Origin of the sequence: Prevotella melaninogenica (assembly GCF_018127925.1) — a bacterium.
In the GTDB taxonomy this organism is placed as follows: domain Bacteria; phylum Bacteroidota; class Bacteroidia; order Bacteroidales; family Bacteroidaceae; genus Prevotella; species Prevotella melaninogenica_C.
In genome coordinates this window covers 1,466,688-1,482,025 of record NZ_CP072348.1, presented here as the reverse complement: position 1 = coordinate 1,482,025, position 15,338 = coordinate 1,466,688, and the positions used below count along the sequence as shown (strand labels likewise).

General features: G+C 40.6%; 13 protein-coding genes. 12 read left to right on the top strand and 1 reads right to left on the bottom strand.

Annotated features, from left to right (window positions below; all coding sequences use genetic code 11):
* Nucleotides 1-46 precede the first annotated feature (46 nt).
* The 7 genes from J4861_RS11575 to J4861_RS11545 all read left to right on the top strand — a co-directional run bounded on the left by J4861_RS11575 (nt 47) and on the right by J4861_RS11545 (nt 6,879).
* A complete protein-coding gene (locus tag J4861_RS11575; protein ID WP_211816956.1) occupies nt 47-394 on the top strand; it encodes a type II toxin-antitoxin system RelE/ParE family toxin in 348 nt (115 codons plus the stop codon).
* Nucleotides 360-668, top strand: coding sequence for a helix-turn-helix domain-containing protein (locus J4861_RS11570; RefSeq protein WP_009434344.1), 309 nt, complete (start codon nt 360-362; stop codon nt 666-668). Before J4861_RS11575 ends, J4861_RS11570 begins: the two co-directional genes overlap by 35 nt.
* Before the next feature lie 234 nt (nt 669-902).
* On the top strand, nt 903-1,106 hold the full coding sequence (locus J4861_RS11565; RefSeq protein WP_211816955.1) for a hypothetical protein: 204 nt from the start codon (nt 903-905) through the stop codon (nt 1,104-1,106).
* A gap of 166 nt (nt 1,107-1,272) precedes the next feature.
* Nucleotides 1,273-1,440 carry a fatty-acid--CoA ligase gene (locus tag J4861_RS11560; protein WP_211816954.1) on the top strand — a complete coding sequence of 56 codons (168 nt, stop codon included), beginning with the start codon at nt 1,273-1,275 and terminating at the stop codon, nt 1,438-1,440.
* Nucleotides 1,441-1,485: 45 nt separating this feature from the next.
* Nucleotides 1,486-3,219, top strand: coding sequence for a hypothetical protein (locus J4861_RS11555; RefSeq protein WP_211816953.1), 1,734 nt, complete (start codon nt 1,486-1,488; stop codon nt 3,217-3,219).
* A gap of 255 nt (nt 3,220-3,474) precedes the next feature.
* Nucleotides 3,475-3,933, top strand: coding sequence for an HU family DNA-binding protein (locus J4861_RS11550; protein WP_211816952.1), 459 nt, complete (start codon nt 3,475-3,477; stop codon nt 3,931-3,933).
* Nucleotides 3,934-4,293: 360 nt separating this feature from the next.
* Nucleotides 4,294-6,879 carry a glycoside hydrolase family 84 protein gene (locus tag J4861_RS11545; protein WP_211816951.1) on the top strand — a complete coding sequence of 862 codons (2,586 nt, stop codon included), beginning with the start codon at nt 4,294-4,296 and terminating at the stop codon, nt 6,877-6,879.
* 777 nt (nt 6,880-7,656) lie between these two features.
* Here the strand turns inward: J4861_RS11545 and J4861_RS11540 are convergent.
* Nucleotides 7,657-8,202 carry a hypothetical protein gene (locus J4861_RS11540; protein ID WP_249110849.1) on the bottom strand — a complete coding sequence of 182 codons (546 nt, stop codon included), beginning with the start codon at nt 8,200-8,202 and terminating at the stop codon, nt 7,657-7,659.
* A gap of 772 nt (nt 8,203-8,974) precedes the next feature.
* Here J4861_RS11540 and J4861_RS11535 point away from each other — a divergent pair.
* The 5 genes from J4861_RS11535 (at nt 8,975) to J4861_RS11515 (ending at nt 15,253) form a co-directional block, all read left to right on the top strand.
* The gene (locus J4861_RS11535) at nt 8,975-9,661 is read left to right on the top strand and encodes a succinate dehydrogenase/fumarate reductase cytochrome b subunit (RefSeq protein WP_211816950.1); all 687 of its coding nucleotides are present in this window, start codon (nt 8,975-8,977) and stop codon (nt 9,659-9,661) included.
* A 38-nt stretch (nt 9,662-9,699) separates the two neighbouring features.
* The gene (locus tag J4861_RS11530) at nt 9,700-11,682 is read left to right on the top strand and encodes a fumarate reductase/succinate dehydrogenase flavoprotein subunit (RefSeq protein ID WP_211816949.1); all 1,983 of its coding nucleotides are present in this window, start codon (nt 9,700-9,702) and stop codon (nt 11,680-11,682) included.
* Nucleotides 11,683-11,792: 110 nt separating this feature from the next.
* A complete protein-coding gene (locus J4861_RS11525; RefSeq protein WP_211816948.1) occupies nt 11,793-12,146 on the top strand; it encodes a four helix bundle protein in 354 nt (117 codons plus the stop codon).
* Nucleotides 12,147-12,193: 47 nt separating this feature from the next.
* Nucleotides 12,194-12,952, top strand: a complete 759-nt coding sequence (locus tag J4861_RS11520; protein WP_013264811.1) for a succinate dehydrogenase/fumarate reductase iron-sulfur subunit — start codon at nt 12,194-12,196, stop codon at nt 12,950-12,952.
* A gap of 1,104 nt (nt 12,953-14,056) precedes the next feature.
* Nucleotides 14,057-15,253 (top strand): serine/threonine protein kinase, encoded by a 1,197-nt coding sequence (locus J4861_RS11515; RefSeq protein ID WP_211816947.1) that lies wholly within the window; start codon nt 14,057-14,059, stop codon nt 15,251-15,253.
* The last annotated feature ends 85 nt before the right edge of the window (nt 15,254-15,338 follow it).

The window sequence follows — 15,338 nt, the reverse complement described above, 5'->3', positions numbered from 1 at the left end:
GTAGAATAAGTTGCTTAATATAGAAACTTTTTATTATCTTTGTGGCATGGAAAGGAAGATAAGGACGTATGGAGGATATTTCCAAGCATTTATCAAGACGTTGGACGATAAAGTTCTGCGCAAGATAGATTACATTCTTCAACTACTGAAAATACGAGAAAGGCTTTCTACTAAGTTTGTTAAGGCAATTAAAGATGGCTTGTTTGAGTTGCGGATAGAGTATGAGGGCAATATATATCGAGTGTTTTTTATCTTTGATGAAGGACAGGTCGTCGTCCTTTTTAATGGATTCCAAAAGAAGACGCAAAAGACACCAAAGAGTGAAATAGATAAAGCTTTAAAAATAATGGAGGCTTATTATGCAGACAAACAATCACAAAATATCAAATTATGATGATGTCTTAGACATCAAATATGGTAAAGAAGGTACAGAACAACGTGCGAAGTTTGAGGAAGAAGCAAAAGCTTATTATGCATCACAAATCCTTTTGCAAGCACGTAAGGAAGCAAAGATGACACAGAGCGAGCTTGCGAAACAGGTGGGTACAACGAAGTCTTATATCTCCAAGATTGAGAATGGTGTCGTTGAGCCAGGTGTCGGGTTGTTCCTCCGTATTATTAGTGCACTTGGTTTCCAGTTTGATATCTATCGCCCTTTAGGTGTTTGATAATTCTTATTGGAAAGGAAAAGACTTAAAGGAGTTATAATGTAAGAAGTTAAGCCCAATATTCTTTATATTATGTTGGAAATCTTAGTATCAGCTTAACTGCGTATAACTCCTATATCTCTCTTAATTCCCATTATTTTTAGAATCAAATCCACTTTTTTCTATTTATCTTTGCTCTTTTTCGATATTTCTTCTTACCTTTGCGCCCGTTGAGTGAGAATTAACTTATTAATAATGATGTTACAAACAACGAATTTCAATCAAGCTAACGTTTGCGCCTTATATAATAAAGGTGTAAATGCACGTGCCATTGCATTGGATTCTTTAACATCTAATATTGAGAAAAAGATAGCAAATTATTTGGTAGTTCCAAATAATTGTATACTCTCTCTCTCTCTCTCTCTCTCTCTCTCTCTCTCTCTAGTAGAGCAGACGTAAATTACACATTTTTTCTTCTCGCATACGCGCGCGCGAAGCGTGCCGTAGACCCTGTAAACAAAGGACTTCCTGTAAGTTTCCTTTGTTCTTTTTTTGTGTCCGTACCTAAAACGAAATATAGAGAAATTAAGCACGAAATAACAACTAATTTTAATCGATAAAAGCAATGAGAAAAAAGAAAGAAAAGAAAGATTACGAACGACCCGAGTGTATCGTTCACGAAATGGAAACAGAAACATTTGTCTGTACATCTGTTACTCCGAACGCGCCACTGACTACAGAGGAAGAATGGGAAGACGGGGGCGTAGTTGACGGCGGATCAATTGACTTTTAAGCTACAGAGGTAAACAAATCAAAAGAAACAATTAAAAAGACAACAATGAAAATCAGAAGAATTAATACAGCAATTCTGTTGCTCGTCTTTGCAGGCTTGACACTGACAGGATGTAGCAACGAAGACCTTGCAAATGTTACTCCACAAGAGGAGGGAGCAGGCAACGTTTCATTCTCTATCGTTGAAAAGGATTACGAACCAGCAGACAGTACACCAAAGTCACGTGCAGCAATAGAGGAAACAAAGCCAGAGATACAGGATTTAGGCGATGGCTTAATGGCAGAGGTTAGCCTTGTGCCTGACACAACGCACAGAGCAGAAGCACCGAAGACACGTGCTATCAACACGCCAACTCATTACACTATTCAGGCTTATCAAGGTGGTGTAAAGAAAGGCGAGTTAAAAGGAACATTCAATGGCTCTACCTTTACACCCGATACTGGTCAACCAAAGTCAATTAGTCTCCCCCACGGTACTTATGACTTTGTTTGCTTCAATGATAAGGTAACAGCCAATGGAACACAGTTCACGGTTAATCGCTCTGATGCTGCTACTGCCCGTTTTACTGTACAGCGTGGGGTTCTCATCAATCAAGATCCCAAACAGCAGGTTGCTTTCACTATGAAACATGCGGGGGCAAGGATATATGTTAATGGTCTGTTCATGAATTTTGTGATTAATACTACACTGTCAAATATCCAGTATATAGATGAAGACGGAAGAGCTAGTTATAAGGCTGATTTTGATAATCCGTTAGAGAAGTTCAAGTACAAGTTAGAAACTCCAGCAAGTACTTTACCAGAAACATTAACTTATGATATTTCTACAGATACTTATTCCTATCCGTCAATGGGAAAGATATCTGAATCTGGTGAAGCAAAGGCAGGTAGTCCAGTTGCATATTCTACACCAGGTAATCCGTTATATCTTGGCGGTAATAGCTTAATGAGTGATTATTGGCTTCCTACGACTGATTGCTCCAATCTGAAATTGACCTTTACCTATGGTGAAGTTTATGGATGTAATCTAGTTGGTAAGTCCATTACGATACCAGAACATAAGCAGGTAGAAGCTAATAAAATGTATACTATAATGATACGGTTGTACCTCACTAACATATATATGTACAGTGATGGTAGTGTAGGTCCTCTTAATAAAAATTCAGGAAAGATACCTATAGCGGTAGTTTTCGATACATCCAAGCATCTTTCTGTTGCACTACATGATGTTAACGAGGGAGGTCTTGAGCAGATTCAATGGAATAATTCTATTTCTCGCGAATCATCCAATCCCGCTACAAGCTATTCTGAGTTTTTCTCTTCTGGAGTTTATGGAAATGTTAATACACTGAACACAGCCATACAGGCTGCACGTGACTATATTCCTTCTAGTCCGAATTGGCGTATTCCTCAACTTTATACTTTCCTTGATATGGGTAAATGTCTAGGGAGAATGCTGGATGATGGGAAAGCCTATTTCTCATACTTATTAAGTGGTTACCAATACAACTTCTTGAGTCCCTCTGGTGCTGCTGCGATAGGCTTTACACCAGCCCCATCTTCTGTAAACTTCCCAGCAATGGATATGACACGCTTCAACGATGCATTCACAAAAGTGGGCGGTACTCCTCCATCGGGTACATATTGGATAAATGCGGAATGTAAGGACGGAACTGAATATAAGATGGCGACAATTACCATCTCCAGCGATGGTAAGTTCCACTTAGGCTTAAAGTCTAAGACGGAAACAGCCAAGGTGAGACCGTTTATCTTTTATTAGAAGTGCGTCTTAGAATGTTTAAGTTGAAGTCCTTTTGTACTTTAAGTTAAAGTCCTCGACAGTTTTAAGTTAAAGTCCTCGAGGAGTTTAAGTTAAAGTATGACTGGACGGTAACTATAAGATGAAAGTCTTTGATTATAAAGGCTTTAAGGGGATTAGCCGTAAGGCGAAAAAGAAAAGACAATATCGTGTTAATCAACGGGGCGTAATGAATGCGTTGCGCCCCATATTTATAAACCTAAAAACTTTAAATTTATGATCTTTTTTAAAGTAAAGGAGAATGTTCTCCGAGTTGGTCCTCGTAAAGGACAGAAAGCGTATAGCGCAGTACCAAAAGCACCGAGTAAGTTTAGCGCTGCATGGCTGGTTGAGCGCATTGTCCGCGAGACTTCATTGAGTGAGGGCGATGTGCGTAATGTGCTTATCACGTTGAAGAATATCACTAAAGAGGTGGTTTCATTGGGTGGTTCGTTAGACCTTGGCGACATCTTCTCGTTCCGCACGGTTATTAACTCGAAGATGGAAACTAACGAGAAGGATGTTTGTGCCGAGTCGTTGAAAAAACCGCATATTGTAGTGGCATGGAAGGAGCCAGTCCGTAAGGCATTGAAGGATATTCAGGTGGATGTGGATAACCCTGCGAGGAGGAAACAGAAAGAGAAAAGTCCATCCCCTGATCCCGAACCGAAAGAAGGAGGACCAGCAGCAGGATAGGAAAAGCCTTTCCAAGCCAAGGGGGAAGTGTCTAATGAGGACTAATTAGAAGAGAGTTGTTCGTATGCTTTGAAACGACTTGCTAGATGTCTGCTGTTAGGTACTCGTTGTTATTTTGTTTCTAAAGAGATATGTTACTAGGTGTGTAGGTTCGTATGTTACTTTGTCTTTAGGACTCTGTTGATGCTGTTCTAAGGGTTTGTTTCCTTGCTTAAAGCAATTATGTTATTGTTATTCTGGCTCTAATTCCAATTAATTCCTTATCTTTGTAGCATAAATCAAATATATTACGTAATAACATTAATATATGCTTGTTCGATAGGTAAAGGCAGGCAGGAATCTAAACATTAATAAACCTACATGAAACAAAAGAAGTTTTTAGTGACTTTCGCTTTGGGTCTCTGTGCCCTAACGGCAACCCATGCACAGGATAATGACTTCGACTTAGGCAGTCAACGTTCGGAAGTGCAGTTAGTTAATCCTGTTCCTGGTAAGAAGATTGACCATCAGGGACTCGTTATTAATCCTACACCACGTTACGTAAAGCTGACAGGTGAGGGAACAGTAGACATCAGTGGTGGTGTTAAACTTGACCAACCGCAGCCTGCTCGTAAACAGAGTTGGGACTATTGGACTGACCTTAACTTCCTTTCTCGTGCTGATAAGGGTCTTCCTATGAAGATACAATTAGTAAAGATACCAGTGGTTATGGATAAGAACGGTCAGAGTGGTGCTACTACTGACGGTGCTTACACATTGAAAATTACTAAGAAGGGAATCACACTTCAGGCTTCTAATGACTTAGGAGTATTCTATGGCATACAGACTTTGCGCCAAATTATGGAGAACCCATCCGTAGAAGGCGGTAAGAAACTACCTTGTTTGGAAATCAATGATGCACCAGTATTTGCCTATCGTGGTGTTGTTGAGGGTTTCTATGGTACACCATGGTCGCACGCAGTACGCCTGTCATTGATTGACTTCTACGGTAAGTACAAGATGAATACTTATATTTATGGACCAAAGGACGACCCTTATCACAGTTCTCCTAACTGGCGTCTGCCTTATCCAGAGAATGAGATGAAGGACATCAAGGAACTTGTTGCAGCCTGCAAAAAGAACCGTGTAGACTTCGTTTGGGCTATTCATCCGGGCAAGGATATCAAGTGGAACGAGGAAGATTATCAGAACCTTGTGCACAAACTTGACCTCATGTATCAAGCTGGTGTGAAGTCATTTGCTATCTTCTTTGATGATATTTCAGGCGAGGGAACCAACCCTAACCGACAAGTTGAGTTGTTGAATCGTTTGACAAAGGAGTTTGTAAAGGCGAAGGGCGACGTTGCTCCGCTGATTATTTGTCCTACAGACTATTCTAAGTTGTGGGCAAAGGCAGATGAGAATGGACCTTTGAGCATCTATGGTAAGACCCTCGACCCATCTGTACGAGTGTTCTGGACAGGCGATGTTGTTTGTAGCGATGTGACAAAGAGTACACTCGATTGGGTGGATAGTCGCATCAAGCGTCCTGCTTTCTTCTGGTGGAACTATGCCGTAACAGACTATGTTCGCAACCTTGTATTGCAGGGTCCTGTTTATGGATTAGATACATCACTCACGGATAAGGATATGTGTGGACTCGTCAGCAACCCTATGGAGCATGGAGAAGCTTCAAAACTCTCTCTCTACAGTGTAGCTGATTACACATGGAATCCAGCTGATTATAACCCAATTGATAGTTGGGAGCGTGGTTTGGAAGTGATGATGCCACGTGCAAAGGAGGCTTACCGCACCTTCGCTATCCATTCTGCCGATACGGAGACAGGCTATCGTCGTGACGAATCTTGGGAAACTGAGACCTTCCGTTTAGCTGATTACACCAAGGAAAAGCGTGATAAACTCTATCAGGAGTTCGAACGTGTGGCTAAAGCACCTGCTGAGATTGAGGCTGGTTGCACTGATAATCTCTTGATAAAGGAGCTAAAACCTTGGCTGACTGAGTTTGCTAAGTTAGGCGAACGTGGTAAGAATGCTATCGAATTAATGGACCTCTATCGTAGTGGTGACAATTTGAAGTTCTGGAGTAAGTATGTTAAGAGCCGTATGTCTGCAGAAGATAAGAAAGCTTACGAGGCTCATAAGTCGGGTACTATGAAGTTGCAGCCATTCTACGACTTCGCTATGGACGATCTTGGTGATGCCTTCTATGAGAAGCTTTCAGGCGAAAAGGCATTCACACTACGTGGTATCGGTTCTTATAAGAATCTTAAAACTACTCAAGCTGGTTTGATGTTCGATGGCGATAGCATAACACATTACACCTCTGGTGAGGCACAGAAGGCTGGTGACTGGATGGGTGTAGCCCTCCCTGAACCAATGGCAGTACGTGAGGTACATATCCTTCAGGGTCGTAACTCTACTGATGATTGCGACTTCTATGACCATGCAGCACTTGAGTATTCTGTTGACGGCAAGACATGGAATACCCTGTTGGGCGATATGAAGAACCAGTATGACATCCTTTGGCAGGGCGATCCGGTGCAAGCACGTTATATTCGCTTGCGTCGTCTTGACTCAGACCGTAAGAACTGGGCTTCTATTCGTTCGTTCGTAGTGGTACCTGCTGGTGCAGCTTCGCTTGAGTTTGAGAATTCTAAGGCTGGATCAAGCGATGTTCTTCTTGCGTTCGATCATCAGCCTGGTACATCTTTCAAGAATACAGGTGCTGTTTCGTTCGAGGTACCAAGTGGTATGACTTCTTACACTTTCATGCTTTCATTGCCAGAGGGTGGTTCTGTTCGTATTTGTCAGTATGATAAGCGTAACAAGTTGAAGGCTGAATTCACTTCTAATGAGCCTTTCTTCACAGTTGATGTGGCAAAGAAAGTAACGCGTATGGAGTTGATTGGTAAGGCAGAAGTGTTCGAGATTATTCCAAAGAAGTAAGGTGTTGAGGAATTAGATTACTGTATGAAGTAATACAAGTATTAAAATAACGAGAGGGTATAAAAGTGGAATTACTTTTTATATCCTCTCGTTTTACGTTATGACTTTTGGTCTTTGATTGGCGATATAATATTGATTACCGATATTGTTAATAGTGCACCACCTTCTATAACCGTAGTAGTGTCTTTACTGTACAAGCCTATTATTATGACGAGTGCAGACATCACGATATCAAAGATGTTTTGTGTTCTATTACCAGTCAATGCTTTTAAAATTTCCTGTGTCTTACTTTTCGAACATCCCCAGATACAGAAAATAATCAATATAAGGGTAAAAGCAGATAGTATGTAAACGAGGCTGTCTTGTTGGATATGAGTTATTACCAAGCATAATATAATAACCATTCTCATAGCCCAAGGTAAGAAATAGATAGGTTTACTCATACTTTGAATCTTGTGTTTTATAATTAAAAAGTTATTTGTTCCTTGCAAAGATAGTTGTTTTCATTTAAAAAGAAAGTAAATATGGGTGAAAAAAATAGGAAAATTGTTGTAAGGTAATGATATAGTAGTTCTTGTGCCTTTTAAAATATTTACTTCTCTACTTATTCCCAAGGTAAGAACGAAAAGGCATTGACAGTCAAGATGAGTTTAAAAGTTGCTTGTTGAAAGACAACAAATAAATAACAACAGGGACAGATGATGGCGTCTGTCCCTATTTGTTTGTAATATGTTCGAATGAGTGATAAGCAGAGAAATTAGGTGGTTAAGTCCGAATTTATTTCTTTACGTTAAAGGTTAACACTGAACCTTTCTTCAAGGTAACCCTGCGATTGGAGTTGTCACTAAACAAAGGAATGTCTTTGGTGCAAGTTAACGTTAGGATTTCTCCGGTCTTAGTCTTCTTATATTGATGCCTTAAGTTTTTGATATGTGAATCACAGGCACCATCATAATCGTTTATATGATAATCTTCTTTATTGATAGTCAGATATAATACGTCAGCATAAGCATAGGTACTGTATTGTACGCTTACGTCGTTAAAATGAGCGTTGTAAACCTTGTAGGATTTGTCGCACACATCATCTTCGTCAGGTTCAATAGTGAAGTATGCTTCTGAGGCTTTACCCTTGACGACTATTGTCTTACCCACAACGATATGGAGGTTGGCATAAGCATCCATAGGTAGACGCTTTTTGGACCCACATTTGTTAAACATTGAATTCAAAAAAGCTGGTCTGCTCATGTAATCCAAGTTGTTATCTTGTGCGTTGGTAGCTATGCAGGACAATACAAGTAATAAGATTAAAATAGTCTTTTTCATTGCTTAATTCTTTAATGTTGATACATTCATTCATTAGAATTCTGTGAATGTTTGAATTCAATAAATGTTTTTCGTTACCTTTGTTTGCGAATAGTAGCTGTTTTGTTGCAGTTCTTGTAAAGTAACATCGATATTGCTGCAAATGTAGATAATAGTTTTTAAATAAACAAACGTTGGATAGGTTTTAGATAGGTTGACTTCGTTTTCGGTACTTTCTAACAACAAGTTGTCTCCACTTCTGTAACATACAGCAAGATATTTATCCTTCCGCACTATTGGTGCTAACGCTCCGCACTATTGGTGCTTACCAATCGCACGGCATGTGCTGAGTACTAACACATCGGCTCAGGGCGGGAAGAAAGGGTCTTAATAACATATAGTAATATGCTAATAGTTCACTAATATGAGAATGGTTTACCAAGCTGTATTCATCTTTTTTGCCACTTCACTGATGACTTAAAATTATGATACAACTCCGAAAGTTCTTGTTTAAATTTCGAGGTTTGTGTGTCTTCTAAAACTATCCTCATTTGTTAGGATAGGGAAAGCCTCCTTATTTTAAGTCTAAATACTATACATTTTGTTTAAAATACTTTGATAAATCATTAAAATATAGTATTTTTGCAACGCATTACGTATGTACTCATACCAACATCTTGGTATCTAATTTAATGAACAATAATTATGAGAGGGAGGCTGAATACAGTCTTCTCGCTACATTCATTTAGGAATAATAATTCTAATAATTTAAATATTTAAAATCAAAACATTTATGTGGTTAATCAATTCATCTATTGGTAGAAAGGTGATTATGTCAGTTACTGGCATGGCCCTGATCCTATTCATGACGTTCCACTGCTGTATGAATCTTGTTGCGCTCTTCTCTGGAAAGGCTTACAACATGATTTGTGAGCTGTTGGGTGCCAACTGGTATGCAGTAGTAGCTACTGCTGGTCTTGGCGCATTGGCAGTTTGTCACATCGTTTATGCGTTCATTCTTACAGCGCAGAACCGCCGTGCACGTGGTGACAATCGTTATGCTGTTACAGAGAAGCCTGCAACTGTAGAGTGGGCAAGCCAGAACATGCTTGTTCTCGGTCTTATCGTGTTGCTCGGTATTGGACTTCACCTCTTTAACTTCTGGTACAACATGATGTTTGCAGAGCTTACAGGTATGCATGTTCAGATTCCACCAAGTCATGGTTTTGAGTACATCCAGGTAACATTTGCTAATCCTGTTTACGTAGTTCTCTATGTTATTTGGATTGCAGCATTGTGGTTCCACCTCTCTCACGGTTTCTGGAGTGCTATGCAGACAGTGGGTGTCAACGGTAAAGTATGGTTCAACCGTTGGAAGACCATTGGTAATATCTATGTTACGCTGTTGATGCTTGGCTTCCTCATTGTAGTGCTTGCATTTGCTTTCCATTGTGCACCAAGCCTTTGCTGTGCTGCATAATTTAAGTATCTAAGTTGAAAATTTAATTCAAAACAATCATGACTAAGACATTAAATTCCAGAATACCAGAAGGACCAGTAGCTGAGAAATGGACCAACTATAAGGCTCATCAGCGTTTGGTTAACCCAAAGAATAAACTGAAACTGGATGTTATCGTTGTTGGTACAGGTCTGGCTGGTGCCAGTGCTGCCGCTTCTCTCGGTGAGATGGGCTTCAACGTATATAACTTCTGCATCCAAGACTCACCACGTCGTGCGCACTCTATTGCTGCACAGGGTGGTATCAATGCTGCAAAGAACTATCAGAATGATGGTGACTCAGTTTACCGTCTGTTCTACGATACAGTAAAGGGTGGTGACTATCGTGCTCGTGAAGCTAACGTTTATCGTCTTGCTGAGGTGTCAAACGACATCATCGACCAGTGCGTTGCACAAGGAGTTCCATTCGCACGTGAGTATGGTGGTATGCTTGCTAACCGTTCTTTCGGTGGTGCACAGGTAAGCCGTACTTTCTATGCAAAGGGTCAGACCGGTCAGCAGTTGTTGCTTGGTGCTTACTCTTCATTGAGTGCACAGGTTGCTACAGGTAAGGTAAAGCTCTATACTCGTTATGAGATGGAGGACGTAGTTATCGTTGACGGTCACGCTCGTGGTATCATTGCTAAGAACCTTGTGACTGGTAAACTGGAGCGTTTCACAGCTAATGCTGTTGTTATCGCTACTGGTGGTTATGGTAACGCATACTTCCTTTCAACCAATGCTATGGGTTGTAACTGTACAGCAGCTATCCAGTGCTACCGTAAGGGTGCTTATATGGCTAACCCATCTTACGTTCAGATTCATCCAACTTGTATCCCTGTACACGGTGACAAGCAGTCTAAGCTGACGCTTATGTCAGAATCTCTGCGTAATGATGGCCGTATCTGGGTTCCTAAGAAGCTCGAAGATGCAAAGGCATTGCAGGCTGGTACGAAGAAGGGATCTGATATTCCAGAGGAAGATCGTGACTATTACTTGGAGCGTCGTTACCCAGCATTCGGTAACCTTGTACCTCGTGACGTGGCTTCACGTGCTGCTAAGGAGCGTTGCGACCACGGATTCGGTGTTAATAACACTGGTCTTGCTGTGTTCCTCGACTTCTCTGAGTCTATCAACCGCCTTGGTATCGATACAATTCTTCAGCGTTATGGTAACCTCTTCGATATGTATGAGGAGATTACAGACGTTAATCCAGGCGAACTCGCTAATGAGATTAACGGCGTGAAGTACTATAATCCAATGATGATCTTCCCTGCTATCCACTACACAATGGGTGGTATCTGGGTTGACTATGAGCTGATGACAACCGTTCCTGGTCTGTTTGCGATTGGTGAGTGTAACTTCTCTGACCATGGTGCTAACCGTCTTGGTGCTTCTGCTTTGATGCAGGGTCTTGCTGATGGTTACTTCGTATTGCCATATACTATCCAGAACTATCTCGCTGATCAGGCACTCTGGGGCAAGGTTCCAACTGACCGTCCTGAGTTTGTTGAGGCTGAGAAGGCTGTTATGGCTGAGACAGATCGTTTGATGGGTATCCAGGGTAAGCGTTCTGTTGACTCTCTCCACAAGGAGCTTGGTCATATCATGTGGGAGTATGTAGGTATGGGTCGTACCAAGGAAGGTCTTGAGGAAGGTCTTAAGCAGTTGAAGGCTCTTCGTGAGGAGTTCAACTCTAACCTCTTTATTCCTGGTAAGCAGGACGGCTTGAATGTTGAGCTTGACAAGGCAATTCACCTCCGTGACTTCATCCTTATGGGTGAGCTCGTAGCTTATGATGCATTGCATCGTGAGGAGAGTTGTGGTGGTCACTTCCGTGAGGAGCACCAGACTGAGGAAGGTGAGGCTAAGCGTGACGACGAGAACTTCTTCTATGTTGGCTGCTGGGAGTATCAGGGTGATGACACCAAGACTCCAGAGCTTATCAAGGAACCTCTCGAGTATGAGGCAATCAAGGTACAAACACGTAATTATAAAAACTAGTTGACGAGTTGACGGGAGAACAGGTTGACAAGTTGTTAGCTTGTTCTGCCTTAAACATATTCTATTAGTATAATACAGACAATATACAAGATGTAATACAAACAAGGTCGATGAATACTCACAAGGATTTGATTGTATGGCAGAAAGCAATGGAACTTGTCCTAGAAGTATACAAAGCTACAAAGACATATCCACGGGAAGAACTATTTGGATTAGCTTCCCAAATGCGTAGAGCCGTTGTATCAATTCCCTCGAACATAGCAGAAGGCTATGGCAGAATCCACACTCGTGAGACTGAGAGATTTCTCAGTATATCATTAGGTTCTGCGTGTGAGTTAGAAACTCAATTGATTCTATCGAAAGACTTAGGGTATATCTCGACAGAACTTGCACAGCAACTATGCGATAAGACCCAAGGCATAATTAGGATGCTAACGTCTTTGATTAAGACTCTGAACAAATAACTTGTTTACTTCACAACTTGTTTACTTGTCAACTAAAACATAACACAATGGCAAAGAATATATCATTCACAATTAAGTATTGGAAGCAGAACGGTCCACAGGATCAGGGTCATTTCGATACACATGAGATGAAGAATATCCCAGATGACACCTCATTCCTTGAGATGCTTGACATCCTTAATGAGGAGTTGATTGCTGCTGGTGATGAACCATTCGTCTTCGACCATGACTGCCGCGAGGGTATTTGCGGTATGTGTTCACTCTATATTAACGGTACTCCACATGGTAAGACTGAGCGTGGTGCAACAACCTGTCAGCTTTATATGCGCCGTTTCAACGATGGTGATGTTATCACTGTTGAGCCATGGCGTTCAGCTGGTTTCCCAGTAATCAAGGACTGTATGGTGGATCGTACAGCATTCGATAAGATTATTCAGGCTGGTGGTTACACAACAATCCGTACCGGTCAGGCACAAGATGCTAACGCTATTCTTATCTCTAAGGACAATGCTGATGAGGCTATGGACTGTGCAACATGTATCGGTTGTGGTGCTTGTGTAGCTGCATGTAAGAATGGTTCTGCAATGCTCTTCGTTTCATCTAAGGTTAGCCAGTTGGCTCTCTTGCCACAGGGTAAGCCTGAGGCTGCTAAGCGTGCTAAGGCAATGGTTGCTAAGATGGATGAGGTTGGCTTCGGTAACTGTACTAACACACGTGCTTGCGAGGCTGTTTGTCCTAAGAACGAGAAGATTGCTAACATCGCTCGTTTGAACCGTGAGTTCATCAAGGCAAAGTTTGCTGATTAATCATAAGCAACTGGTAGTGGTCCGATAGAATACTACCAAGCTTATTTAGAATAGGAAATCCCATAGCTCTGATATATGAGTTATGGGATTTTTGTTTATATGCCCCAGTTAAGTTAGTATGCGATACTTTATGATTTGAACCTCTTTTATATCCTTTGACCTTTGAGGTTTGACCTTTGAACTTTATGATTTTACTTTCACTGACTACGAATTACGCTAATTACTCGAATCCTTATTGCAACGTAATTCGTTTAATCAGTAGTCACAGATCGATAGTTTACGAGTTTAGAAGTTGATGAGTAGACTTGTTATTTGTAGCGATAAATAACAGCTAATTTAATAGATAATGATTTGAAAAATAATTACATTGTGTCGAGTAAAACCTCTATAAATAACGAAAAAAACACATATAAAAATAAAGTTTGCAATCAACAGAGAATCAATTAGTTACCAAGTAGTAAAATAAAAGGTGCTTAAATGGACTTCAAAAGGGCGTTAGTTAGCCTTCAAAAAGGCACCTTTTGCAAGTTAATTAGGCGTCTTTTAGAAGCTAAAAGAGCATGTCTTGATTTTGAATTGTCGGAAAATTATTTACAAGTGTCGGCAGTGTGGAAGTATGCTGTTTGTAGAAGGCGGATAGAAATCATATCAATTCGCATCTTTTTTTGTATTTTATCCCTCTTTGTAAGACCATCTAATTTAGGATAATCATCCCATACAAGTATATAAGTCTTTATTCTATTTCAATCTATTTATTTAACGTAGGAACCTATTTTCTTTGTGAAAGTAGTTCTGAAAGTACATGTTTTGTCGCTGTAAGAAAAATGTTAAGCATATAATAAGACATGCTTTGTTGCCTATAAAGAAGACATTTTGAAGTGGGGTAGAACGGCTTGTAGCCATCGTGACACGAGAATAAAGTATCGAAAGTAATAGGGTTAATGCTTTTCCTCTTATTCTTCTTTTACTCTTTTTCCCTTTCAAAGCTATGCTTCAGCATTTTACCTTTTTACTCTTTTACCCTTGAATATCTGTCTTATCTCGTTTTTTTTTACTACTTTTGTACACAAAAGACGTAAAGACAATTAAAACCTACGAATATCAATGAGCGAGAACAAACTTTCCACTAACGAACAGGCACAGACTGCCGATGCTCCAGTAAAGGCCAGTTATACTGAATATAAAGTTATTCCATCACAGGGATATTGTATGATTGTGAAGTGTCGCAAGGGCGACCAGACAGTCGTATTGAAGACTCTAAAGGAAGAATACCGTGAGCGTGTGTTGCTTCGTAATGCATTGAAGCGTGAGTTTAAACAGTGCCAACGACTCAATCACTCTGGTATTGTACGCTATCAAGGGTTGGTTGAGGTTGATGGTTACGGACTTTGTATAGAGGAAGAGTATGTTGAAGGACGTACTTTACAGGCTTATCTCAAGGAAAATCATACTGACGAGGAGAAGATTGCTATCATCAATCAGATTGCTGATGCACTGCGTTATGCACATCAGCAAGGGGTTATTCATCGTAATTTGAAGCCCTCAAATGTGCTTGTTACAACACAGGGTGATTATGTAAAACTCATTGATTTCAGTGTTCTTTCACCTGAAGATGTTAAGCCAACAGCTGAAACAACGCGCTTTATGGCACCTGAGATGAAGGACGAGACGTTGCCTGCAGACGCTACAGCCGACATCTATTCGCTCGGTACTATTATGAAAGTGATGGGTTTGACGTTAGCTTATAGTGAGGTAATCAAGCGTTGTTGTGCTTTCAAGCGAAGCGATCGTTATAGCAATATTGATGAGCTCTTTGCAGATTTGAACAATGAAGGCTCTTCGTTCAGTATGCCAAAGATTGGTAAAGGTACTGTTGTCTTAGGCTTGATAATTGCTGTTGTTATTGGAGTCGGTGCGTTGCTTTATAACTATGGCGGTGCATTGATTGACCAAGTAGGTAAGATTGATGTGTCATCTGTCTTTAGCTCTGATGCTGAAACGGCTCCAGAAGATACGGTGAAGGTGAATACAGCAGAGCAATCTGATAGTCTCTCTACTGAAGCTGAGGCTCCTGCAACAGGTAAGCTTGCCTTTATGAACAGGATGAAGCCAGCCCTTTACAAGGACCTTGACAATATCTTTGAGAAGAACTCTGCAGATAAAGCAAAGTTGTCAAAGGCTATCAAAACCTATTATCGTGGATTGATTCAAGCTAACGATACACTCGACAATGAGCAGCGTGCTGAGGTAGATCGCGTATTTGGCGATTATGTAAAGCAGAAGAAGGCTGCATTAAACTAATAAGATACAAACACTATAGAGGTAAGGACTAAGTCATGTAGATATGATGTTTGACTTACTCAGTGATAGTGTTTACAGAAGGCAG